This is a genomic window from Candidatus Poriferisocius sp. (genome assembly GCF_965208355.1).
Taxonomy (GTDB): domain Bacteria; phylum Actinomycetota; class Acidimicrobiia; order Acidimicrobiales; family Bin134; genus Poriferisocius.
Map to the genome: position 1 here is coordinate 2,328,460 of NZ_CBDBOM010000003.1, position 24,092 is coordinate 2,352,551.

The 24,092-nt window shown below is 66.3% G+C and carries 22 protein-coding genes; 14 read left to right on the forward strand and 8 right to left on the reverse strand.

Going from position 1 to position 24,092, the window contains the following annotated elements; genetic code table 11:
- The first annotated feature begins 46 nt into the window (after window positions 1–46).
- Together ACOGXH_RS12195 and ACOGXH_RS12200 are read left to right on the forward strand one after the other, a co-directional pair.
- Window positions 47–421 (forward strand): DUF2784 domain-containing protein, encoded by a 375-nt coding sequence (locus tag ACOGXH_RS12195; RefSeq protein ID WP_419929357.1) that lies wholly within the window; start codon window positions 47–49, stop codon window positions 419–421.
- A gap of 36 nt (window positions 422–457) precedes the next feature.
- Window positions 458–1,417 (forward strand): cyclase family protein, encoded by a 960-nt coding sequence (locus ACOGXH_RS12200; protein WP_419929358.1) that lies wholly within the window; start codon window positions 458–460, stop codon window positions 1,415–1,417.
- A gap of 6 nt (window positions 1,418–1,423) precedes the next feature.
- On the opposite strand, the gene ACOGXH_RS12205 is transcribed toward ACOGXH_RS12200, so the two are convergent.
- The 4 genes from ACOGXH_RS12205 to ACOGXH_RS12220 form a co-directional block, all read right to left on the reverse strand.
- The gene (locus tag ACOGXH_RS12205) at window positions 1,424–3,022 is read right to left on the reverse strand and encodes an MDR family MFS transporter (protein WP_419929359.1); all 1,599 of its coding nucleotides are present in this window, start codon (window positions 3,020–3,022) and stop codon (window positions 1,424–1,426) included.
- Window positions 3,023–3,053: 31 nt separating this feature from the next.
- On the reverse strand, window positions 3,054–4,619 hold the full coding sequence (locus tag ACOGXH_RS12210; protein WP_419929360.1) for an acyl-CoA synthetase: 1,566 nt from the start codon (window positions 4,617–4,619) through the stop codon (window positions 3,054–3,056).
- A 120-nt stretch (window positions 4,620–4,739) separates the two neighbouring features.
- Window positions 4,740–5,519, reverse strand: a complete 780-nt coding sequence (locus ACOGXH_RS12215; protein ID WP_419929361.1) for an enoyl-CoA hydratase/isomerase family protein — start codon at window positions 5,517–5,519, stop codon at window positions 4,740–4,742.
- A gap of 4 nt (window positions 5,520–5,523) precedes the next feature.
- Window positions 5,524–6,342, reverse strand: coding sequence for an enoyl-CoA hydratase/isomerase family protein (locus ACOGXH_RS12220; RefSeq protein WP_419929362.1), 819 nt, complete (start codon window positions 6,340–6,342; stop codon window positions 5,524–5,526).
- 224 nt (window positions 6,343–6,566) lie between these two features.
- Between ACOGXH_RS12220 and ACOGXH_RS12225 the strand changes: the two genes are divergently transcribed.
- On the forward strand, window positions 6,567–6,833 hold the full coding sequence (locus ACOGXH_RS12225) for a hypothetical protein (protein WP_419929363.1): 267 nt from the start codon (window positions 6,567–6,569) through the stop codon (window positions 6,831–6,833).
- A gap of 24 nt (window positions 6,834–6,857) precedes the next feature.
- Here the strand turns inward: ACOGXH_RS12225 and ACOGXH_RS12230 are convergent, their stop codons facing one another.
- Both ACOGXH_RS12230 and ACOGXH_RS12235 read right to left on the reverse strand, forming a co-directional pair.
- Entirely contained in the window at window positions 6,858–7,637 is a 780-nt protein-coding gene (locus ACOGXH_RS12230; RefSeq protein WP_419929364.1) for an SDR family NAD(P)-dependent oxidoreductase, read from the reverse strand.
- Window positions 7,637–8,203 (reverse strand): methylated-DNA--[protein]-cysteine S-methyltransferase, encoded by a 567-nt coding sequence (locus tag ACOGXH_RS12235; RefSeq protein ID WP_419929365.1) that lies wholly within the window; start codon window positions 8,201–8,203, stop codon window positions 7,637–7,639. The genes ACOGXH_RS12230 and ACOGXH_RS12235 overlap by 1 nt, the downstream gene beginning before the upstream one ends.
- Here ACOGXH_RS12235 and ACOGXH_RS12240 point away from each other — a divergent pair.
- Window positions 8,202–9,290 (forward strand): phosphotransferase family protein, encoded by a 1,089-nt coding sequence (locus ACOGXH_RS12240; RefSeq protein WP_419929366.1) that lies wholly within the window; start codon window positions 8,202–8,204, stop codon window positions 9,288–9,290. The genes ACOGXH_RS12235 and ACOGXH_RS12240 overlap by 2 nt on opposite strands.
- 10 nt (window positions 9,291–9,300) lie before the next feature.
- On the opposite strand, the gene ACOGXH_RS12245 is transcribed toward ACOGXH_RS12240, so the two are convergent.
- Window positions 9,301–11,058, reverse strand: coding sequence for an SLC13 family permease (locus tag ACOGXH_RS12245; protein WP_419929367.1), 1,758 nt, complete (start codon window positions 11,056–11,058; stop codon window positions 9,301–9,303).
- Between the two features lie 120 nt (window positions 11,059–11,178).
- Here ACOGXH_RS12245 and ACOGXH_RS12250 point away from each other — a divergent pair, with 120 nt between their 5' ends.
- The 9 genes from ACOGXH_RS12250 to ACOGXH_RS12290 all read left to right on the forward strand — a co-directional run bounded on the left by ACOGXH_RS12250 (window position 11,179) and on the right by ACOGXH_RS12290 (window position 21,304).
- Window positions 11,179–12,906, forward strand: coding sequence for a bifunctional sulfate adenylyltransferase/adenylylsulfate kinase (locus tag ACOGXH_RS12250; protein WP_419929368.1), 1,728 nt, complete (start codon window positions 11,179–11,181; stop codon window positions 12,904–12,906).
- Window position 12,907: 1 nt separating this feature from the next.
- Entirely contained in the window at window positions 12,908–13,693 is a 786-nt protein-coding gene (locus ACOGXH_RS12255; protein ID WP_419929369.1) for a 3'(2'),5'-bisphosphate nucleotidase CysQ, read from the forward strand.
- Entirely contained in the window at window positions 13,690–14,418 is a 729-nt protein-coding gene (locus ACOGXH_RS12260) for a 3'(2'),5'-bisphosphate nucleotidase CysQ (protein ID WP_419929370.1), read from the forward strand. Before ACOGXH_RS12255 ends, ACOGXH_RS12260 begins: the two co-directional genes overlap by 4 nt.
- A 96-nt stretch (window positions 14,419–14,514) precedes the next feature.
- Window positions 14,515–15,174, forward strand: coding sequence for an endonuclease NucS (gene nucS / locus ACOGXH_RS12265; protein WP_419929371.1), 660 nt, complete (start codon window positions 14,515–14,517; stop codon window positions 15,172–15,174).
- Window positions 15,175–15,310: 136 nt separating this feature from the next.
- Window positions 15,311–17,221 carry a VanW family protein gene (locus ACOGXH_RS12270; protein WP_419929372.1) on the forward strand — a complete coding sequence of 637 codons (1,911 nt, stop codon included), beginning with the start codon at window positions 15,311–15,313 and terminating at the stop codon, window positions 17,219–17,221.
- Window positions 17,222–17,234: 13 nt separating this feature from the next.
- Window positions 17,235–18,443, forward strand: a complete 1,209-nt coding sequence (locus ACOGXH_RS12275; protein ID WP_419929373.1) for an NAD(P)/FAD-dependent oxidoreductase — start codon at window positions 17,235–17,237, stop codon at window positions 18,441–18,443.
- Between the two features lie 28 nt (window positions 18,444–18,471).
- A complete protein-coding gene (locus ACOGXH_RS12280; RefSeq protein WP_419929374.1) occupies window positions 18,472–19,377 on the forward strand; it encodes an SDR family oxidoreductase in 906 nt (301 codons plus the stop codon).
- Window positions 19,374–20,054, forward strand: coding sequence for a phosphatase PAP2 family protein (locus ACOGXH_RS12285; RefSeq protein WP_419929375.1), 681 nt, complete (start codon window positions 19,374–19,376; stop codon window positions 20,052–20,054). The genes ACOGXH_RS12280 and ACOGXH_RS12285 overlap by 4 nt, the downstream gene beginning before the upstream one ends.
- Window positions 20,055–20,224: 170 nt before the next feature.
- On the forward strand, window positions 20,225–21,304 hold the full coding sequence (locus ACOGXH_RS12290; RefSeq protein ID WP_419929376.1) for a uracil-DNA glycosylase family protein: 1,080 nt from the start codon (window positions 20,225–20,227) through the stop codon (window positions 21,302–21,304).
- Here the strand turns inward: ACOGXH_RS12290 and ACOGXH_RS12295 are convergent.
- On the reverse strand, window positions 21,267–22,247 hold the full coding sequence (locus ACOGXH_RS12295; protein ID WP_419929377.1) for an LLM class F420-dependent oxidoreductase: 981 nt from the start codon (window positions 22,245–22,247) through the stop codon (window positions 21,267–21,269). The genes ACOGXH_RS12290 and ACOGXH_RS12295 overlap by 38 nt on opposite strands.
- A 62-nt stretch (window positions 22,248–22,309) precedes the next feature.
- Between ACOGXH_RS12295 and ACOGXH_RS12300 the strand changes: the two genes are divergently transcribed.
- The gene (locus ACOGXH_RS12300) at window positions 22,310–24,073 is read left to right on the forward strand and encodes a PHA/PHB synthase family protein (RefSeq protein WP_419929378.1); all 1,764 of its coding nucleotides are present in this window, start codon (window positions 22,310–22,312) and stop codon (window positions 24,071–24,073) included.
- Window positions 24,074–24,092 lie beyond the last annotated feature (19 nt).

The following is a 24,092-nucleotide window of genomic DNA, read 5'->3' on the forward strand; positions in this document are numbered from 1 at the left end:
ACCGACCGCTCCTGCCACACCGTTGGGCCGGGGATAAAGTGGGTTTGTGGCGGCTTGGATCTTGGCGTTCGCCATAGCGCTCATTCACGGAGTGCTGGCCGTCTTCCTCATTGTTGGGGCTCCCCTGGCCGCCCGTCGGCCCCGGTGGATGAAGTGGTACCTAGTCGCGTTGATACCGACCGGCGTGGTGAACCTCACCGGCCAACCGTGCCCGCTGACGGTGTGGGAGAAGCACTTCTGGCGCCTTGCCGGTGAGACGCCATACCGAGGTGGCTTCATCTCCCAGTACTTCATCGAGCCGTTCTACGCGCCCGGTCTGAGACCTGGCGATGAGACCATCCTGCTGGTCGCCGTGGTGGTCTGGTGCCTGTTCTGGCTGGGGTACTCGGCTGTTTTGCGTTTGCGGTTGCGCAGCGGCTGACCTCAGCCACCCGACACACAACTAGGGTGTGCGGCCATGCCATACCCGCAATCCCTCTTAGACATCGCCGCCCGCATCAACAACTGGGGGCGCTGGGGCGAAGACGACCAGATCGGCACGCTCAACTTCCTCACCGACGAGGTTGTGAAAGAGGCCGCCCAGTGCATCCGAACCGGCAAGCGCATCTCGTTGGCCTATCCCCTGCACAAAGACGGCCTCCAAACCGGCGTGATACCCGGCCGTGTCAACCCGCTGAAGACCATGGTGTCGCTCAATTCCTCAATGCTGGGCGACCCCGACATGTTCCACACCAGCGACGACGTGGTCACCATGGGCCTTCAATGCGCCACCCACTGGGACGGGCTGTGCCACGCCATGTACGGGGGCAAGCTCTACAACGGCCACGACGCTTCCACCATCACTGAGTGGGGGGCATCGGTGTGCGGCATCGAACAGGTCAAGAGCCTCACCGGGCGGGGGGTGCTGCTGGATATCGCCAGGCTCCACGGTGTCGACGTGCTGGAACCGGGCTACGCCATCGGGTACGACGACCTGACCAACGCGGCCGAAGCCCAAGGAGTTGAGATCCGCACCGGAGACATCATCCTGGTCCGCACCGGACTGTTCGCCTACGCCAAGGCCGGCGACCTGGACAGCTACTACGGCGAGCCCATCCCCGAGTTGGGAGTGGTGCGCTCGGCGGGCATCGGGGTGACCGCCTGTGAGTGGTTCTACGACCACAACATTGCGGCGGTGGCCACCGACAACATCGTGTTCGAGGTGCTGCCCTACGACCCCGCCTTCGAGGGGGCCATCATTGCCATCCACTGCCTTGACCTGGTGGACATGGGCCTCACCCAAGGCCAGAACTGGGACTTGGAAGAGCTGGCCGTCGATTGCGCTGCCGACGGCCAGTACGACTTCTTCCTGGAGGCCTCGCCCCAGCCCTTTGTGGGCGGGCTCGGTTCGCCGGTCAATCCGGTGGCCATCAAGTAGCAGTAATCAGGCCTCCGTAGGAGACACTTCCCGGAGAGCGGCGGCCTCGGCGCGCTCCTCCTCGGAGCGGATTTCCTGGCGAAGCGGGATCTGTCGAACCAGGATGGCCGACAAGATCCCCAAGGCGATGACCGGTGCTCCCAAGATGAAGCAACGCTGCACGCCCACCGTGAAGGACTCCAGCACCGCGTCAACGATGGTGGGATCCTGGATGGCCCGAATCTGCTGGGGGCTGCCCAGCAGCTTGTCGGGATCGGGCAGGGCGGCCAGTTGGGCAGGAGTCACCTTCGATTCCAGCGAGGAGTTCAGCCCGGCTGCGTAGATGGCGCCCATAGCGGCCGCGCCGATGGTTCCTCCCAGCGATCGCACGAAGTTGGTGGCCGCCGACACCATGCCGATGTCGCGGTGAGGGCTGGCGTTCTGCACCACCAGTACGAGCACAGGCATGGTCATTCCCAGTCCCAAACCGATGACAAACACCATGAGACCCACTTGAACCTGGGTGGTGTCGCGATCCAAGAACAAGGCCAACAGCGCCGTGCCCAAGGTCATGAGCACGGTGCCGAGAACGATGAACACCTTGTAGTTCCCGAACCGGGTGAGGAGTTTGCCGGACAATACCGACGTAATGATGATACCGATGAACATGGGCATCATGTTCAGGCCCGAACCGGTGGCGCTTACCCCTGTGACAACCTGCAAGAACACGGGAATGAACAGCGTGGCCCCGAACATCACCAACCCAATGAGCAGCATCACCACCATCGACCAGCGCACAATGTCGTTGGAGTAGAGCCGGGGCGGAAGGATCGGATCGGCGGCCTTGGTCTCCCACCAGAAGAACGCAGGCAACAGCACGGCCGAAACCGCCAGGATCAGAACCATCCCCGGCGACGACCAGGCCAGCTGGTCTCCCCCGATGCTGAGGGCAATCAGCAACGGGGTGAATCCAGAGATGAGCAACCCCGCGCCCAACCAGTCGATGGGACGGGACGCCACGTCGAGGCGCACATTGAACAGCACCGCGATGGCCACCATCGAGATAAGGCCTACTGGGACGTTTATGTAGAACACCCAGCGCCAGCTCAGGTGGTCGACGAAGAATCCCCCGATGAGCGGTCCAGCCACGCTGGCTGTGCCAAACGTGCCCGCAATGTATCCCTGGTAGCGGCCCCGCTCGTTGGGGGCGACGATGTCGCCCACGATGGCCATAGGCAGCGCCAGTAGGCCGCCGCCGGCCAACCCCTGCAATGCCCGGAACAGCACTAACTGCAACATCGACTGGGACAGGCCGGCCAGCGCTGAAGTGATGATGAAGAAGCCGATGGTGAGCTGGAACACCAGCTTGCGGCCGTAGATGTCGCTTAGCTTGCCGATAAGCGGCGTGGCGATAGTGCCAGTCAGCAGGTAGGAGATGATGATCCACGCCACCTGATCCTGGCCGCCCAGCTCACCGGCGATGGTGGGCACCGCAGTGGCCAGCACCGAGTTGTCGAGCGCGGCCAGGAACATGCCGGTCATCAGGGCGATCATGATGATGTGGACCTGGCGAGGGGCCAGGTCCTCAGGCTCGACGAGCTCTGGGTTGAACAGGCGGGCCATCATCTCAACCAGCCCTTGCTTTCACCCTGTCCGCCTAGATGGCGCGGGTCTTGCCCTCCCAGTAGGGGTCGCGTAGTCGGCGCTTGTACAGCTTGCCGTTGGGGTCGCGGGGCATCTCGTCGGTGAAGTCGATAGAGCGGGGCCACTTCTGTTTGGCGATCTGATCCCGGAGGAACTCCATGATGGCCCCCCGGGTCTCGTCGTCGGAGGCCACACCGGCGGCGGGCTCGATCACCGCTTTGATCTCCTCGCCGGTGTCCTCGTTGGGAATTCCGAATACCGCGGCGTCGCCTACCAGCGGGCTCTGGAGCAGCGCCCCCTCGATTTCAGCGGGATAGATGTTCATCCCGCCCACGATGATCATGTCGTTGGAGCGGTCGTTGAGGAACAAGTAGCCGTCCTCGTTGAAGTAGCCCACGTCGCCCACGGTGAAGAATTCCTCTCCCAGGCGGGCCTTGTCGGTTTTCTCTTTGTCCTTGTAGTACTCGAAGGTGGCTCCGCCGGGCATCTTCATGTAAATGGTCCCGCTGGCGCCGGGGGGCAGGCGGTTGCCGTCCTCGTCCACCACGATGACCTCCGACCCCGGCCAGGGACGGCCCACTGTGCCGGGGTACTGGCGCCACTCGTCGGGCGGGATATAGGTGCCGCCCCCCTCGGTGGCCGCGTAGTACTCCCAGATGCAGTCGCCCCACCAGTCGAGCATCTTCTGCTTGGTCTCCACCGGGCAGGGGGCGGCGGCATGGATCATGCGCCGCAGCGACGATACGTCGTAGCGCTCCTTCACCTCGTCGGGAAGCTGGAGCAGGCGGTGGAACATGGTGGGAACCATGTGGCTCTGGGTGACCTTGTAGCGGTCGATGCGCTCCAGCGCCCCCTCGGCGTCCCAGCGGCCCATGAGCACCGCGGGATGCCCCATGTGCAGCGAGGTGGTGGTCCAGATATTCACCGCAGTGTGGTAGAGCGGGGCCTGGGTGATGTGGACGTTATCGGTGTGGGGCATGATGCCCAGCAGCAAGAACAGGCCGCCGGATCCGGCCGCGGACTCATCGGGGTGGACGCCGGGCAAGGCCCGCCGCACGCCCTTGGGCCGACCGGTGGTGCCTGAGGTGTAGAACATGAATGAGCCGGTGGTGAGGTCGTCGGGCCTGCTGGCCGGCTGGGAGTCGATCAGCTCAGACAGCGGGCGGAACCCGTCGATGCTGCCCACCGAAAACCGGTTGGCGGCCGGCACATCGCTCTCCTCGAGAACCCTGGTGGCTTGTTCGGCAAAGTCCTCATGGACGATGAACGCCTTGGTCTCGCTGTCGTTGACGATATAGGCGATCTCCGGGCCGGCCAGGTGCCAGTTCACGGTGGTGAGGTAGAAGCCGCCCTGGTAGGCAGCCAAAGAGACCGCCGTCTGCTCGATCCCGTTGGGCAACACGGTGGTCACTTGATCGCCCACTTCAAGGCCCGCGGCCCGCAGGCCGTGCACGATGCGGTTGGTGAGCTCGGCAAGCTCTCGATAAGTGATCTCGTTGTAGTCGGGGTCTACCACCGCGAGGCGCTCGGGATCGGCCTCGGCGATCTTCCAGAGTCCCAGCACGTCGGTCTCAGCCATTTGCTCTCCCTATTGCAGCCAACTTCGTAATGACATCATCAGCCATGTCCATTTGTCCTCCCGTCGGCGTGCGCGCTTGGAGGATGGTAGGCGCAGCCTGATCAATCGCCGAAACCGTGCCTACATGCCGGTGAAGTCGGGAGGGCGCTTCTCCATGAAGGCGGCGATGGCCTCGACGTTGGCCGGCGCTCCCATCAAGCGGGAGAAGGCGGCGTTCTCCCGCTCCCGGGCGGCGGCCACTCCGTCATGCCAGCCGTGAGTGATGAGCACCTTCGACTCCATCAGCGACGACACCGGCAGCGCGGCCAGCTTCTGGGCGTGGGCCATCGTCGTGTCCATTAGCTCTTCGGGAGGGCACACTTTCCACACCAGGCCCATTTCCCTGGCCTCCTCGGCGCTGACCCACTCCGCGCTGAGCAGGGTCCACATGGCCTGCTGGCGGCCCAGCAACAGCGGGAAGGTGTAGCTGCTGGCCGCCTCGGGGGCGACGCCCAGGCTGGAGAACGGGCACCGCAGCCGGGCTTCCGACGACATGAAGGACAGATCGGCGAAGCCCAGCATGGTGGCCCCCACGCCGACAGCCAGCCCGTTCACCGCGACGATGAACGGCTTGGGGAACGAGTCCATCTGGTCGATCATTCCGCCAAATCCATGGACACCGGGTTCGACGCCGCCCCCGCCGGGATTGCGGGCCCCCATCTCCACCAAATCGGTGCCAGCGCAGAACGCCCGTCCGTTTCCGGTCAACACCACCACGGCCACATCGGGATCGGCGGCCGCATCGATTAGGGCTTCAGCAGTGGCGTCGTACAGGGCCTCGCTGAACGCGTTCAGGGCGTCAGGCCGGTTCAATTTGAGCAGCCGCACCCGGCCGAAGTCTTCGATATCCAGCATCGACATCCTCCTACAGCGGATTCCAGCGGGGTTCGCGGCCCTCGCGGAAGGCCTGCGATGCCTCAGTCATGTTCCCGGTGAACGTACCCAGCACCTGAGTTCGATTCTCCAGTTCCATGGCGTGGCGCAGGCTGGGGGCGTCGAGAGTGGCGTTGGCCCCGAGCTTGGTCATCCATACCCCGTACTCGTTGTTGGCCGCGATCTGCCGGGCCACATCGAGGGCTGCCTCCACCACTCGGCCATCGGGCACCACATGAGAGACCAGACCGATGCGCTCAGCCTCGGCGGAATCGAAAATCCGCCCGGTGAGCATCAGCTCCCGGGCCCGCCCGGCGCCGACGATGCGAGGCAGCAGATAGCTGTTGCCCACGTCGAGTGACGACAGGCCCACCTTGATGAACACCGAGCCGAACCGGGCCGACTCCGCGGCCACCCGGACATCGCAGTGCAAAGCGATGGCGAATCCCCCGCCCACCGCGGGGCCGTTCACCGCGGCGATCACCGGCACCCGAAGCTCGTAGATCTTGAGCATGAGGTTGGCCAGGTCGAGCTGCATGTCGTAGATGGCTCCCAGCCGGCTTCGGTCGGGCGGCTCGGCGAACTCCTGGTCGCCCCCGGCTTTGAGATCAGCACCGGAGCAGAACCCCCGGCCAGCGCCGGTGAGAACCACGGCCCGTTGCGAGCGGTCCCGCCCCACTTCGTCGAGGGCTTCGTGCATGTCGGTGATGAGCTCAGGACTCAGGGCGTTGAGCCGCTCAGGGCGCGACATAGTGATCTGGGTGATGCCCGGTTCGAGTGTTTGGACCGTGACGGTGGATGCATCAGTCACGGGCCTCACACTAGGACTCGGTCGCGAGGCAACCCGAGTTGCGCTCAGCCGTGCTCGCGATACAGTCTCGCTCGTTGGGGCAAAAGCCCTGGTGGCAGCACTGGTTCAGGCGGGAATCCTTTGAGCGGGGCAAGAATTATAAGCAACGGGCACGGCCATTTTGTGGATTTCCCTGTGAACCAGTTGTGGACAGGGCGGATCATCCCTATAGTGCCGGTTCTGGCATGACTTTGGGCATTGCAGTAGGGGCCTATCTCGTCGTGCATTTGCTCGGCGTTTACTTGCTGCGCGCGTCCGGGGTGGCCACTGATCTCTTCGGCCGATTCCGCAACGTCCCAGACTTGCCCGAACCCAAGCAGCTATCCGAGTTCACCGCCTTCGTGGAGACCCACTCCTTCTGGGACACCGAGGAAGACCAAGCCCTCGAGGCCATCGACGAGTTCGAGCTCCAAGCCGTCTTCTGGAACGAGAGGCGCCGCCGCAGCGCCTGACCCTTCCCCGCTATCGAGGCAGGATCAGTTCGACTTGGCGTGCAGGCCGCCGTCCACCAGCACCACGGCGCCGTTGATGAATGAGGCAGCGGGCAGCACCAGCGACAGGGTGATCTGGGCTACTTCCTCGGGATCGCCGTAGCGGCGGGCCGGCACCCGGCGGCGGGCGTACTTCTGCTTGGCCTCTTCGGGAATGTCACCGGTCATGGCGGTGCGGATCGGGCCGGGGCAGATGGCGTTGGCGGTCACTCCGAACTGGCCCAACTCAACGGCCAGGGCCCGGGTGAGACCCACAACCCCGTGCTTGCTCACCGTGTAGGGCGAGGTGTTGGGGGTAGCCATCACCCCCTCGGTGGAGGCCACGTTGACAATGCGCCCATCGCCGTTGCGCTTCAGGTCGTCCAGACAGGCCCGCACCAAGCGCATCTGCGCGGTGAGGTTCACTTCAATGGCGGCGGCCCACACATCTTCGTATTGGGCATCGTCGACGGGAGCGCCGGCGGCAATGCCGGCGTTGTTGATCAGGATGTCCACCGGGCCCAGTTCGGCCCGCACCTGCTCCACCACCGGTTCCACCACGGCGGGATCAGCCAGGTCGCACGCCACCGCCAGCGCCGTGCCTCCGGCGTCTACGATGGCGGCCACCGTCTCCTCCACCCCGGAGCGATTGACGTCCAGTGCGGCAACCTTGGCCCCCTCGTCGGCCAACAGCCACGCAGTGGCCCGGCCCATGCCCGAGGCCGCGCCGGTGACCACTGCCACCCTCCCGGCCACCGACCGGTCCAACTTGGTGAGGCGAGTCATCAATCCCGGTGGGCGCGCTCGTGGTCGATGAGCCAGGTTTTGACCTCGGAGCGGCCTCCGTACTCCCCCACCGACCCGTCGCTTCGCACCACCCGGTGACAGGGCACGATGAGGGGAATGGGGTTGGTGGACATGGCCGTTCCCACGGCGCGGGCCGCGCCCGGCGAGCCGGCAATATGGGCCAGCTCCCCATACGACACCGTGGTGCCGTACTCCACCGTCATCAGCGCATCTTGCACCTGGCGATAGAACCCGTGGCTCAGGCGCCAGTCCAAAGCCACCTCGAACCAGCGGCGGCTCCCGTCGAAATACTCGCGGAGCTGAGTAATGGGCTCGGCCAGCCAGTCGGGGTCGCCCTGGCCCATCGAGCAGGGCAGTTCGGCGAGCTCGGCCATCATGTCCTCTCTGGTTTCCATGTAGCCGAACCCGATCCTCACCAGCCCCCGGGAAGTTGCCGCCAATTGCAGCGTTCCGATGGGGGTGTCTACGGAACCCAGGGCCACACCGAGGCCATCGGCTTCAGGGGAAGCAGGGTCGGAGCGGGAAAGCAGCGCAGTTTGAGACATGGCACTGACCGTAGCGGAATACCAGACTGAGGCGGTGGAGTCCTCGAGCGCCGATATACCGGGAGTCGACGTCTCGCCGGTTACTGCCTGGCTCGACGACAACATCGCCGACAGCGAACCCCCGTTCACCTTCGATCTGATCGCGGCAGGCGGATCGAATCTCACTTTCCGGCTGGCTGATTCTGAAGGCCGACAGTGGGCGCTGCGGCGACCACCGGTGGGATCGGCGCTGGCCACCGCCCACGACATGGGGCGGGAATGGCGCATCATGGCCGCGCTGGGCGAGGCCAGCGACGTGCCGGTGCCCGAGATGGTGGCCTTCTGCGACGACCACTCCGTGAACGGGGCCGACTTCTATGTGATGAGCTTCGTGGAGGGGCTGATCTTGCGCGACCAGAAATCCGCAGCCGCCATGACCTCCGAGCAGGCCGAGATCGCCACCCAGAGCCTGCTCGATGTGCAGATCGCCTTTCACACCCTCGACTTAGACGACGTCGGATTGGGCGACCTGGGCCGCCGCGAGGACTACGTGGGCCGCCAGCTGAAGCGATGGCGTCGGCAGGTGGAGGCCGCCGGGGTGCGGGAGGTGCCCCTGCTCATCGAGCTGCACGAGCGGCTGAGCGTGGCCAAGCCCCCCGAAAAGGCACCCGCCGCGTTGGCCCACGGCGACTACCGCTTCGACAACACCGTGCTCAACGACCAGTGGAAGATCGCCGCGGTGTTGGACTGGGAGCTGTGCACCACCGGCAACCCCATCGCCGACTTCGCCTGGTCGCTCCAATACTGGGCTGACCCCGGCGACGAGATGAGCTTCCTCACCGACCCACCCACCCTTCAAGACTGCTTTGTGCGCCGAGACGAGGTGGCCGAACGCTACGCCGCCCAGTCGGGCTTCGACCTGTCCGACCTCCCCTACTACGCCGTGTTCAGCTGGTGGAAGCAGGCCTGCATTGTGGAGGGGGCCTATGCCCGCCGCCTAAAGGGCATGAGCGGGGGCATGGCCACCACCGGTGACGTCCACGACATCGCCCGCCGAGTGGACGCCATGCTGGACCACGCCGCCGACATGGCCGTGGGAGTGCTGTAGATCGCCGAGCTCAGGCCGCCGCGGCCACCAGGGCAGTGAGCAGCACCAGGGTGAGCACCGACATGGGCACGCCCAAGCGCAGGTAGTCGGTGAAGCGATAGCGGCCCGGGCCGTAGACCATGGTGTTGGTCTGGTAGCCGATAGGGGTCAAGAAAGACGCCGAGGCGGCCACCGCCACGCCGAGCGCCATAGTGCGGGGGTCCAGCCCGGACTGGGCCGCCGCCTCCAGCGCCACCGGGAACACCAGAGCCACCGCAGCCACGTTGGTGATCATCTCGGTCAACACCATGGTGGCCAACACGATGCCCAGCACCACACCGGCGTCGCCCATGAAGTCGAAGCCGGTGACGATGCCGTCGGCCAAGTCCTCGGCCAAACCGGCCTCTTCCAGCGCCGCTCCCAATCCGAACGCCGCGCCGATGGTGATGAGCACGCTGAAGTCCACTGCCTCCCGGGCCTCCCGGGGAGAGAGCACCCCGCCGACGACCACCGCGCCCGCGGCGATCAACGCGGCCTCCAACACGCTCAGCACCCCCGCCGCGGGCAGCACCACCAGGGCCACTACTGCGGCCAGTGCCACCGGAGCCCGCCGGGTGGCCCGGGGCGGGGACCCGCCCAACCGGGACACCAGCAGGAAGTCGTTGTGGTTGCGCCACCGCTCTTCGAAGCCGTCGGCGGCCAACACCAATAGCGTGTCGCCGATGCGTAGGCGAACCTGACCGAACTTGGCCTCCACCGGGGCGCCGGAGCGGTGGATGCCCACTACCGCGGCTTGGTAGCGGCTCCGGAAGCCGGCCTCGGCCAGCGTCCTCCCGCTGAGGGGTGAAGCCGCCCCCACCACGGCCTCGAAGAACGTGTGGTCGTCGGAGTCCACCGCCTCCAGGTGGGGATCCTCGGCGGAGGCAAGCCCGGTCATGGCCTGGAGATCCACAACCAGATCCACCCGGCCCGCGAAGGTGAGCCGGTCGCCGCCCCGGAGCACAAAGGTGGGCGCCACCGGGGCGATCACCGTTCCCTGCCGCTCCACCTCCACCAGGAACACTCCTTGGAGGTGGCGCAGTCCGCCGGCCTCAACCGACTGCCCGTCGAACGCCCCGTGCTGCACCACATACATCGACACCAGATAGGAACGGCCTTCGCCGGCCGGCTCGGGATCGCGTCTCTCGGGCAGCACCCAGGGAGCGGCGACAACAATCAGCACCAAACCGGCCCCAGCCAGCGGTAATCCGTAGCGGGCCAGCTCGAACATCTCCAGTTCGTCGTAGCCCGCGGATTGCAGCAGTCCGCCCAGCACCAGATTTGTGCTGGTGCCGATGGCGGTGATCGCACCGCCCAGGATGGTGGCGTAGGACAGGGGGATCAGATACCGGGAAGCGGCCCTTCCGTGCCGTTCTGTCCAGCCCCGCACCGCCGGCACCAGCATGGCCACAATGGGGGTGTTGGCCAGAAAAGCCGAGGCCGCGCTGGCCGGGGCCAGCAGCCGGAACAGGGCCACCCGGGTACGGGAGCCCCGGTCCAAGACCCGGGCCACTACGGGCTGCAAGGCGTTGGTCTTGGTCACCGCGCCGGCTACCACGTACAAGGCCCCAATGGTGAAGAAGGCCGGGTTGGCAAATCCCTGGAAGGCCTGGTCGACGTCGATCACCCGGAGCAGGAACAGGGCGCCGGTGGCGCCCAGCACCCCGGCTGCGGGCGAAAGCCGGTTGCTGATGAGCCCGGCGCCCATAACCGCCAGCACCGCGACGGTGAGCACCGCATCGCCATCCATTCAGGGAAATGCTACGGCCTCGGCACGAAAACAGGGCTTTGGCGCTTGCCCGGGCGGCGGGTCCACCATCCCCGTGTTCCGATGACTCAGCCGACGGGTAATTGCGATATGAAATGTCCTGTGGCTTCACAACTGATCCAACCCCATGGTGGTGAGCTGGTCGATCTGATGGTCGACAGCGCCACCGCCGAACAACTCAAAGCGGATTCGCGCGACTTGCCGTCGTTCACCCTCCAGCCCCGGCACCTCTGCGACCTGGAACTGCTGTTGAACGGGGGGTTCTCCCCGCTTCGGGGTTTCATGGGCCAAGCCGACTACGACCGGGTGTGCTCTGAAATGCGGCTGGTCGACGGGACCCTGTGGCCCATGCCCATCACCCTTGATATGGATGCCAAGACGGCTGAGGAAGCCCAGGACGCCGGTCGCCTCGCGCTGCGGGACGTGGAGGGGGTCATGCTCGCCGTGCTCACCGTGAGCGACGTGTGGCGGCCCGACACCATGGCGGAGGGCGAAGCGGTGTTCGCCAGCTCCGACCCCGACCATCCCGGCGTGGGCCACCTCATGCGGAGCACCGCGCCGGTATATGTCGGCGGATCGGTGCAGGGCCTGCAATATCCGGTCCACTACGACTTCACCGAGCTGCGGCGCACCCCGGCCCAGTTGCGGGCCGAGTTCGATGCCGCGGGGTGGAGCCGGGTGGTGGCCTTCCAAACCCGCAACCCGATGCACCGGGCCCACGTAGAGCTCACCAGAAGGGCCGCGGTGGAAGCCGACGCCAACCTGTTGATCCACCCGGTGGTGGGCATGACCAAGCCCGGAGATGTGGACCACTACACCCGGGGGCGGGTGTACCAGCACATCATCAAGCGCTACCCGGAGAACTCGGCCATGCTGGCCATGCTGCCGCTGGCGATGCGCATGGGCGGGCCCCGGGAGGCGGTGTGGCACGCCATCATCCGCAAGAACCACGGGGTGTCCCACTTCATCGTGGGCCGGGACCACGCCGGACCGGGCTCCGACGCCTCGGGCAACCCCTTCTACGGCCCCTATGACGCCCAGGACATGTTGCAGGACTACACCGACGAGTTGGGCGTGACCATGGTGCCGTTCAAGATGATGGTGTACGTCCCCGACAGCGACAGCTACCACCCGGTGGACGAGGTGGACGAGGGAACGGCCACATTGAGCATCAGCGGCACCGAGTTGCGGGACCGGCTGGCATCGGGCGACGAGATTCCCGAGTGGTTCAGCTATCCCGAGGTGGTGGCCGAGCTGCGCCGCACCCACCCCCAGAAGTCCAAGCAGGGCTTCACCGTGTTCTTCACCGGTCTCAGCGGCTCGGGCAAATCGACCATCGCCAATGCGCTCATGTCCAAGCTGCTGGAGCGGGGAGGGCGGCCGGTGACCCTGCTCGACGGCGATGTGGTGCGCACCAATCTGTCGTCGGAACTGGGGTTCTCCAAAGAACACCGTGACATCAACATCACCCGAATCGGTTACGTGGCCTCGGAGATAACCAAGCACGGCGGCATCGCAATCTGCGCGCCGATCGCCCCTTACGCCGAGCCCCGGCGCCGCAACCGGGAGGCCATCTCGGCCAACGGCGGCTACGTGCTGGTACACGTGTCCACCCCGCTCGAAGTGTGCGAGGAGCGGGACCGCAAGGGGCTGTACGCCAAAGCCCGGGCTGGCATCATCAAGGAGTTCACCGGTATCTCCGACCCCTATGAGGAGCCCATCGACGCCGACGTAGTGCTGCCTACCGTGGACCAGACACCCGATGAAGAGGCCCAGATAATCATCGACCACCTGGAGGCCGAGGGGTACCTCGACCCGATGGGCGACTGAGGTGTCGCGCGCCGACGATCTCGAGCGCATTTCCGAGGCGCTATCGGCAGCCGACGAAGTGCTGAAGCGGTTCACACCCGGAGAGATCGCATCGGAGCTGAAAGACGGCGGCGACCCGCTGACCGCGGCCGACACCGCGGTGAACGATGTGCTGGCCAAGGTTCTGCGGGGAGGCGACGAGGGATGGCTGTCTGAGGAGACCACCGACGCTGGAGGGCGCCTTGACCGGCGCCGGGTGTGGGTGGTGGACCCCATCGACGGCACACGCGAGTTCATCGACGGCATCCCCGAGTGGTGCGTCTCCGTCGGGCTGGTGGAAGACGGCGTGCCGGTGGCCGGAGGCGTGTTGAGCCCGCCCAACGGGAACCTGATCATCGGGTCAGACGACACCGGCGTGATGTGCAACGGTCAGCCTGCGGGCACCACCGCCACCACCGATATCCGGGGGGCGCTGGTGCTGGCCTCCCGCAGCGAGGTGAAGCGGGGCGAGTGGGAGCGATTCTTCTCCACTCCGATCGCGGTGCGGAACATGGGCTCGGTGGCCTACAAGCTCAGCCTGGTGGGCGCCGGGCTGGCCGATGCCACTTGGACGCTGGTGCCGAAGAACGAGTGGGACGTGGCCGGCGGGGCTGCGCTGGTGAGAGCCGGAGGCGGACAGGTGTTCGGGATCGACGGCGCCGACGTGGTGTTCAACCGGGCCGACCCGCTGATGGACGGCTTCATCGCCGTTGCCCCCGGCTTGTGCGACCAGGTCATGGACCTGCTCGAGATACCGCCGAGGCCGTGAACGACCACCAACTCGCCGCTCACCTGGCTTGGAAGGCGGGTGAGCTGCTGGTTGAGCTGCGGGCCGAGCTGAGCGCTCAGAAGTTGGCCCCATTCGCCGTCGGGGCCCGAGGCGATGCTCTGGCCCACGACTACATCGCCAAAGCCCTCCACCAGCACCGTCCCGACGACATGGTGCTGTCGGAGGAGTCGGTGGACAACCGCCGTCGACTAGAGCACAGCCGGGTGTGGATCGTGGACCCGCTGGACGGGACCCGGGAGTTCTCCATCCCGGGCCGCACCGACTGGGCCGTCCACGTGGCCTTGGTGGCCGACGACACGCCCATCGCCGGGGCGGTGGCGCTGCCCGCCCAGGGGATAACCCTGGCCACCGAGCCCGCTCCCCCCACACCAGTGGCCGCGGCCCGGCCCCGGGTAATCACCAGCCGGAGCCGGCCCGGTCGCCTGGCCCGTCGCATCGCCGACGACCTGGGGGGCACCATCGTGCAAATGGGCTCGGCCGGAGCCAAGGCCGCCGCGGTCATCAACGGGGAAGCCGAGGTATATGCCCACGCCTCGGGGCTCCACGAGTGGGACCTGTGCGCTCCGGCGGCAGTGGCGGCGGCCGCCGGCCTGCATGTGTCCCGTCTCAACGGCGACGAGCTGAGCTTCAACCAGTCGGACACCTATATGTCCGACTTCGTCATCTGCCACCCCGACTTCGCCGCCGCCGTAGTGGCCAAATGACCACTGCCCCCTCATCCCCGTAGATTTGAGCCACTGTGCGGCTGGTGATCGCTCGATGAAGCTCCTCGAGGCTGCTTCTGCAGACGGGATGCCCCTGTGAGACTGGTAGTTGCCAGATGTTCGGTGGACTACGACGGCCGGTTGGCCGCGCACTTGCCCGAAGCAGTGCGGCTCATAATGATCAAGGCTGACGGCTGTGTGGCCATCCACGCCGACGGGGGCGCCTACAAACCGCTGAATTGGATGAACGCCCCCAACCGGCTGTCGGAGGAAGACGGCGTGTGGACGGTGGTCAACCCGTCGGGCGAGAAGTTGACCATCACCATCCACGAGCTGATCTCCGACACCGACCACGATCTGGGTCACGACCCCGGTTTGGACAAAGACGGCGTGGAGGCCCACCTCCAGGAATTGCTGGCCGCGTCGCCCGAGGTGCTGGGAGATGGATTCCGTCTGGTGCGGCGGGAATACCCCACCGACATCGGACCGGTGGACTTGCTGTGCCGCGACGCCGACGGGAACGCCATCGCGGTGGAGATCAAGCGGCGGGGAGAGATTGCCGGGGTGGAGCAGCTCACCCGCTACCTCCAGTTCTTGAACCAAGATCCGACCCTGGCCCCGGTTCAGGGCATGCTTGCCGCCCAGGTAGTCCGGCCCCAGGCCCGGGCCCTAGGGGCCGACCGGGGCATCGAATGCGTGGAGATCGACTACGACCTGCTCCGGGGCATCGAGCCCGACCAGGCCAAGCTGTTCTGACTTCCGCCATGTCTGCTGAACCCGGCCGGCGGGAAGCTCCCACTACGATCCCCTAATCCCCATGGATCGCCAACCGCCACTCAAACTGCGCCGGCCTCCCCGCCCGATTTGGATGTGGGTCCTCATGTTCGTTCCGATGCTGGTCCTGGTCGTTTGGCTGCTGATCTGGCTGATTGACTACTCCGGCAGCGGCGACCGGACTCCCCGGGGCTTGAAGATCGAGAGCCCAATCATCTCCGACAGCGGCATCGACATCGGCGGATTGAGCGAGGACGACGTGACCGCAGTGGTCGTCGACCTGGCCGAGCGCTTCCAGCAGACTCCGGTGGAGATCGCAACCCCCAGCCAAGCCATCACCGTGACTGCCGCCGACACCGGTCTGGCGGTGGACGTGGAGGGCACCGTGGCCGCGATCATGGAATTGGACAGCGGGACGGGCAATCCCATCGGATGGACGGCCTCATTCTTCGAGAGCTCGCGGTCAGAGCTGTTGCTCACTTTGTCGGCCGAGGAAAGCAAGATCGCCCGCCTAGAAGCCGAACTGCACCGCGCCCCGGCCGATCCGCACATAGTGCTGGAAAACGGCATATTCCAGGTGGCGCCCGGCGTACCTGGCGAGGTTGCCGATCTATCGCCAGCGCTCCCCCAATTGCTGCAAGCTGCCGTCCGGGGCGACGACCCCCTGAGGGTCGAGGCCGAAGTGAGCCTGATTCCCCCCGAGCTGGGCGAAGAGGTGATGCTCCAAACGGTGGACTGGATAAATCAGCGCACCGCCCAGGGGATCCTGGTGACCGTGCAGGAAGTCACCAAGCGTGTGCAGCCGGCCCAGCTCCGCTCTTGGCTCACGCTCCATTCCGAGAACGACCAGTGGTCCTACGGAATCGACCAGCAGCGGATCAAAGAGGATCTGGCCGAGCTCTTCATCGAGGTGGCCACCGTGGCATCCGAACCGATCCTCACCATTCAAGACGATGTGCCGGTGCTGGTGAGCGAAGTCCCGGCTTACATCTGCTGCCAGCTGAGCGCGGCCCAAGAGGTGCTGGCCGCCCTGAACACCGCCCAGCCCGCCGTGGAGTTGGAGCTGCGGGAGTCCGATGAGATCAACGACCAGAGCTGGCTGGAGGAACGGGGAATCGTGGAGCTGACCGGACGCTTCACCACCTACTACACGCCGGGCCAGGATCGGGTGTCCAACATCCACCGCATCGCCGACATACTCCAGGGTGCGGTGGTCTATCCGGGTGAGACCTTCTCGGTCAACGGGTACGTGGGCGAGCGCACCGAGGAGAAGGGGTTCGTGGATGCCGGGGTGATCTACGACGGGGTGTACACCGATGATGTGGGCGGGGGAATCTCCCAGTTCATCACCACCCTGTTCACCGCCACATTCAACGCCGGGATGGAGTTCCCCGAATACCAGGCGCACAGCATCGACATCGCCCGCTACCGCGAAGGTGTGGATGCCACCATCTCCTGGCCCAAGCCCGACTTCAAGTTCCGAAATCCCAACCCCTATGCGGTGTTGCTGTGGCCCACCGTGACCAGCGGCAGCGTCACCGTGAGTGTGTACTCCACCGCCTATGCCGAGGTGGAGTGGACCAACCGCTACGACACCCCGCGGGGGCACTGCACCCGGCGCACCACCGAGCGCAGCCGGACCTACTCCGACGGCACGGTTTTGCGTGACTCGGTGACCGCGCTCTACCAGCCCCGAGAGGGCATCAACTGCCAAGGAGTGTGCACCTCTTCAGTGCTGCCCATGGATGCGGACGGCGACGGCGTGGTGGAGTTGGACGAAGCGGGACTACCCGTGGAGTGCATCGACCCTGAGGATTGCACCGGCACCCACGCGCCCTCTGACGTGAATGACGACAATCGGGCCGATCTCTGCACCATTACCCCGCCTGAGGAAGAGGTGGAGCCCGGTGAGGCTGTTCCTCCCGAGGGAGAGGGGGAACCTGGAGAAACACCCGCTCAAGATCCCGACGCCCAACCCGGGCAATCGCAGGCCTTAGATCCCCAGCAAGCGGCGGGCCAGGCCGCGTGAGCCCGTCAGATCGATGAACGGCGATTGGGACGCGGCTGTCATTGGAGCCGGGCCAGCTGGGTGCGCGGCGGCCATAACCCTGGCTCGGGCCGGAAAGCGGGTGGTGATGGTGGACAAGGCCCGCTTCCCCCGTCCCAAGGCGTGCGGCGACGGACTCACTGCCGGCGCCCTGAGGCTCCTGGAAGGCCTAGGGCTGGACCCGGCCCCCATCTCCACGTGGATGCCAGTGGAGGACGTTTACATCCGATCGCCCTCAGGCCGCACTGTGGAGTTCCCACTTCCCCGATCGGGCGGTCAATTCGCCGCGGTTGTCCCCCGGGCCGAGTTGGACAACGCGCTGGCGGAGAAGGCCAAGGCCGAGGGCGCCGAATTGGTGGAGGGTGCCGCCTGCCAGGGGCTATCCGAGGATGACGGGCAAGTGACCCTGGAGTTGGAAGGCGCGGGGACGATGACCGCTGGCTTCGCCATCGCCGCCGATGGGATGTGGTCGCCCACCCGCAAGTTCCTGGGGCTGGCCCACGACGGATACCGGGGCGACTGGCATGCGTTCCGCCAGTACTGGTCGGGGGTGGACACTCCGGCCAGCCGGGCATTGTGGGTGTGGTTTGAGGAGGAAATCCTCCCTGGCTATGTCTGGTCGTTTCCTTTGCCCGACGGCCGGGCCAACGTGGGGTTCGGCGTGCGCCGGGGCGGCCCGGTGGCGGTGGGCGATATGGGCAAGCTGTGGCGAGACCTGCTGGAGCGAGACCACATTCGAGCCGTACTGGGCGATGGCGCCGCCCCCGAGACATCCCACCGGGCCTGGCCCATTCCCGCCCGCATAGACAAGATCTCCCTCACTGGCCGCCGAACCATGTTCACCGGCGACGCCGCGGCGGCCACCGACCCGATGAGCGGCGAGGGCATAGCCCAGGCCCTGCTCACCGGCATCGGCGCGGCCAATGCTGTACTGGCCGGCGGCGACGATTCCAGCCGAGTGATGGCTCACTACCGCCGCTTTGTGCGCCAAGAGCTGTTCGCCGACCATCGCATGGCCCGCCGACTCGGGCGGGTCTTGGCCACTCGCCCGGGTGCGCGGGGGGCGGTGCGCATCGCCGGGCTCACTCCCTGGACCCGGCGAAACTTCGCCCGCTGGCTCTTCGAGGACTACCCCCGGTCCATCATCACCACACCCCGCCGCTGGATCCGCAAGCCCCTCACCGCCCCCGGCGCTTACCGCTGACAGCACAAATCGCCGTAATCTTCTGCCTATGGCATTGAGTTTTGACAACCGGGTGGCGATCGTCACGGGGGCCGGGGGCGGTCTGGGTCGCCTGTACGCCCTGGAGCTGGCCCGGCGGGGGGCCCGGTTGGTGGTCAACGACTTGGGCGGGGCCGCCGACGACACCGGGGCCAGCGAGGGACCGGCCCAGAAGGTGGCCAACGAGATCAACGATGGCGGAGGCGAGGCGGTGGCCGACACCAATTCAGTGGCTACCACCGAGGGGGGGGCAGCCATCACCGCCACCGCCCTAGAGGCATTCGGGCAGGTGGACATCGTCATCAACAACGCTGGCATCCTGCGGGACAAGACCTTCCACAAGCTGGAGGACGATCAGCTCCATCCGGTGCTGGCCGTCCATCTCCGGGGGGCGTTCAACGTCACCCGTCCGGCTTTCGTGCAGATGCGCGAGCAGGGCTACGGCCGCATCGTGAGCGCCACATCAAACGCCGGGGTGCTGGGCAGCTTCGGCCAGTCCAACTACAGCGCGGCCAAGATGGGCCTCGTCGGGCTCACCCACACGCTGGCCCTGGAGGGGGCCAAATACAACATCAAGGCCAACTGCATCGCCCCGGTGGCCACCACCCGAATGACCGAGGCCATCTTCAGCGAGGAGGTCAAAGAGGCAATGAACCCCGAGCAGGTCACCCCGGTGGTGTGCTTTTTGGCCCATGAGGACTGTCCAGTATCGGGTGAGGTGTATTCGGCGGCCGGGGGCACAGTGGCCCGGTTCTTCATCGGGCGGACCCCCGGTTACTACAACCCCGACCTCACCGTGGAAGACGTGGCCGAGAACTTAGACCAGATCCGCGACGAACCCGGCTACAAGGTTTTGAACGACGCCAACCACGAGGTGGGCGTGGCCTACAAGACCATCCAGGCGGCCCGGGAATGACCGCTGACGAGGCTGAGCGCCCCGAGGACGCTCCCGACGCGGCCGATTCGCTGGAGGACCTCGAAGACGAGGACCTCGAAGACGTGGCGTTCTTCGGCGAAGCGCCCGACTACGAGGCGCTTGACGACGAGATGTTCGAAGACGAAGTGCCCGAAGGCACATCGGCGGCTATAGAGGCATTCGACGAGGCCGTCGAGCAGCTCTTCGCCCGCCTGCGGGGGAATCCGATGGCCGACCGGGTGTTCTACACCGCCTCGGAACTGGGCAACTTCAGCATCCTGTGGCACGCCCTGGCCTGGGCGGGCGCGACCTCCAAGCGAGGCCGGCGCCGGGCTCTGCGGGTGTCAGTGGCTTTGGCGGTGGAATCGGCGCTGGTCAATGGGCCGATCAAGTCGGCCTTCAACCGCACCCGCCCGCTGGCTGAGCACGACCACCCGCACCGGCTGCGCCAGCCGCTCACCAGCAGCTTTCCCAGCGGCCATGCCAGCGCCGCGGTGGTGGCCGCCGCGCTCTTGGCCGAGTCCCGACGCCGACGCTGGCCGTTTTGGGCAGCCGCCTCGGTGGTGGCGGCCAGCCGAGTTCACGTGCGCATCCACCACGCCTCCGACGTGGTGGTTGGCGCCATGGTGGGCGCAGTGATCGTTCGTGTGTTCAAGAAGATCTGGCCGCTGCGCTAGTGGTCCGTCTGCAAATTGGTCAGGGCGTCCTGCTAGGCATCGACGCCCCTCGCGGCGTTGCTCCTCCTTGCCGTACGCTCCGGGTATGGCTGCGTCGGTGCGCCTTGCGAGGAACGCCGCTGCCGTCGCAATCCGCGCCAGCCAATTCACAGACGGACCACTAATGGACCATGGCCGATCACAACACCGTCAGCGTCTACGAGAAGCAGGCGGCCGAATGGCGGGCTGAGCGCCAGCCCAAGTCGACCTCGGCCGTCGAGGCGTTTGCCGCCCTAGATCGCCCTGACGGGATCACTGCCGACTTGGGCTGCGGCCCCGGCTGGCACACCTCCGCATTGCCTAGTCCCGCGCTGGCCATCGACGCGGCCCGGTCCATGCTGGAAATGGTTCCCGAACACGCCCCCGATGCCCTTCGCTGCCGGGCTGATCTGGCCGCGCTCCCCTTGGCCACCGGATCGCTGTCCGGGGCGTGGGCGTCGCGCAGCTACGTACACCTCGACCGCCGCCATATCCCGCTGGCGTTGGCCGACCTGCATCGGGCCCTGGCTCCTGGCGCACCGGTGGAACTTCACATCTTTGAGGGGGATGCCGATTTTGAGCCGTTCTCCGACGACGACTTCCCCGGCCGCCGCTTCTCCCAGTGGCCCGAGGAGTGGATTGCGCCCCTGATGGAGGGTGCCGGGTTCGAGCTCGACGCCCTGGAGCGGTTGGACCGGCCCCCCAAGGTGGCCACGCTCATCGTGAAGGGCCGCCGGGCCCGCACGCTGCCCGACACCGTGGGGCCAGACATGCGCCTGCTGATCTGCGGCTTGAACCCCAGTGTGTACGCGGCCGATGCTGGCGCGGGATTCGCCCGGCCCGGCAACCGGTTCTGGCCCGCGGCACTGGCCGCCGGCTTGGTAAGCATCGACCGCGATCCCCGGCGAGCGCTGATCGACCACGGGGTGGGCATGACTGATCTGGTCAAGCGGGCCACCCCCCGAGCCGATGAGCTCACCACCGACGAGTATCGCCGGGGCCTCGACCGGCTCAAGTGGCTAGCGGAGTGGCTCAGGCCCTCGGTGGTGTGCTTCGTGGGCCTGGCCGGCTGGCGGACCGCGGTGGACCGAAAGGCCCAGGCCGGTCCACAGCCCCAGGGGCTGGCCGGTCGACCGGTCTATGTGATGCCCTCCACCAGCGGGGCGGCCGCCGGCTACCAGCTGGCCGACTACGTCAGCCACCTCCAGCAGGCCGCGGCGCTAGCGACCTGACCGCCTCCCAGGGGTCGATCCCGCCCAGAGGCATCACCATGAGCGATGAGGTGGTGACGCCGTTGTCGAAATAGCGGTCGATGTGCTTGCGGCACTCCTCGGGGGTGCCGTTCACAATCAAGTCGTCCACCACCTGCTCGGGAATGGCCTCCAGCGATCCGGCCCTGTCGCCGGCCGCCCACCGCTCCCAGTGCTCGGCCAGCAGTTCGCCGCGGCCCAGCCACTGGTGGAAAGCCCGGTAGACGGGCACGTTCAGGTAGCCGGCCACCGCCCGCCGCCCCTGGGCCATAACCGTCTCCCTGTCGGGATTGGGGCACACGAAGATGCGGGCCACGACCTCCTTGTCGGGACCTTGGGAATTGACGATCTCGCTCACCCGGGCGGTGTCGTCGGCCGACAGCCAGTTGATGATGGCCCCGTCGGCCTCCTTGCCGGCCAGCTTCAGCATCTGGGATCGCAGCGCCGCCACCAAGATGGGCGGCGGTTCGGGCGGAACCATTCCCAGCCGGAAGCCCTGAACCGAGAAGGTGTCGTAATCGCCGCTCACCTTCTCGCCGGCCAGGGCGGGCTTCAAGAAGCGCACCAGATCGCGCACCCGCTGGTAAGGGGCATCGAACGGGATGGAGTTCCACCGTTCCACGATCACGTCCGAGGAGCTGCCCAACCCCAACAGGAACCGGCCCGGCGCCAGCGACGCCAGCGTGGCCGCCGACTGGGCCACGAGGGCCGGACCCCGGGTGTAGGCGGGGACAATAGCGGTGCCCAACCGCAGCGTCGGCGCCCACTGCGAGGCCAGCACCAGCGGGGTGAAGGCATCGTGGGAATTGGACTCCGACGACCACACGTCGGTGTAACCCAGTTCGACCAGCTCAGCCATCTGCGCGGCCTGCTGGTCGAGGGGGCCGAACAGGGGAACCGTCATCCCGTCACGTCGTGAAACCATGCGGCAACTCTATGGCTCCAGGGTAAGGGCTCTGCCAAGCCTGCTTGATAAAGTTCCCAGCCGTGAGGGAAGAGGTCGAAGCAGGGAATATCGGGGCCACCGCCGGCGAGTCCGACGTCCTCGACCCCAACTGGGTGGGCGACCAGATCATCGACACGCTCGACCCAGTCTATTTTGCCCGCACCCTGGTGAACGCGGGCATGAAGGCCGCGGCCAACCCGGTGGGAGTGGGCACTGCCCTCCTCAAGGCGGCCGCCGGAGCGATGAAGGTGGGAGCGGCCACCATGGCCAAGGCGGCCAACACCGCCGACCCCGAAGCGCCCGCGCCAATCCAGCCCCGACCCAAGGACCACCGCTGGACCTCCAAAACCTGGCAGGACAACCCCTACTTCTTCGGCCTCCAGCAGACCTATCTGCTGACCAGGAACTTGGCCGACGACCTCATCGACGCGGCCAACCTGGATGAGGCCGAGGATCGCAAGGCCAAATTCGCCGCTTCCTTCGCCTTCGACGCCCTGTCCCCCACCAACATGCTGCTCACCAACCCCGACGCCCTGGCCAAGGCGGCCGCTACCGGCGGGGCCAGCGTGGTCAAGGGCGCGGCCAACATGCTGCACGACCTGCGCCACAACGACGGGTGGCCGTCCAAGGTGGACGACTCGGGGTTCGAGCCGGGGCTGAACATGGCCCTGACCCCCGGCAAGGTGGTGTACCGCAGCGACCTGATCGAGGTCATGCAGTACGAGCCGCAGACCGAACAGGTCTACAAGATCCCGATGCTGTTCTGCCCGCCGTGGATAAACAAGTACTACATCATGGACCTGGCCCCGCAGAAAAGCTTGATCGAGTGGGCGGTGCAGCACGGCCATACCTGCTTCACCATCAGCTATCGCAACCCCGACGGGTCGATGCGCGACACCAGCTTCGAGGACTATCTGCGCCAGGGACCCCTCGACGCCCTGCGGGTGGTGCAGGAGATAACCGGCCAGACCCAGGTGAACACCGTCAACGTGTGTCTGGGGGGCACGCTCAGCGCCATCGCCATGGCCCACGGAGCGGCCACCGGCGACCAGCCGATCCACACCGCCACGTTTTTGAACACCCTCACCGACTTCTCCGACCCCGGCGTGCTGGGAGCGTTCACGGATGAGCCCACCGTGGCCGGACTCGAGCGCAAGATGGCCGACCAGGGATATCTGGAGGCCAGCGAGATGGCCCGCACCTTCGACGCCATCCGGGCCAACGACCTGATCTTCCAGTATGTGGTGAACAATTGGCTGCTGGGCGAGGATCCCCCGGCGTTCGACTTGCTGGCCTGGAACAACGACAGCACCCGGATGCCGGCCCGAATGCACAGCAGCTACCTGCGCCGCTGCTACCTCCACAATGAATTCGCCAATGATGCCTTCGAGGTCGACGGCACTTCGCTGCGCCCCGCCGACGTCAATCAGGACGCCTACGTGCTGTCGGCCATCGACGACCACATCGTGCCGTGGACGGCGGCCTATCGCACTGCCACCCTGCTGGGAGGCCACAACCGATTCGTGCTCAGCACCTCTGGCCACATCGCTGGCATCGTCAACCCGCCCAGTCCCAAGGCCCGCCACTGGACCAACAACCAGATCACGGAGTCGGCCGAGGAGTGGCTGGAAGGTGCCGAACAGCACCACGAGACGTGGTGGGAGGACTGGGCCAGCTGGATCGGCGAGCGGGCCGGCAAGAAGGTCGATGCCCCCAAGCAGCTCGGCAGCAAGGACTACGCGCCGATGGAGGACGCCCCGGGCCTCTACGTGAAAATGCGCTCCGACGACGCAGCCTCAGACTGATCGAATTTCTCCGAAAAAA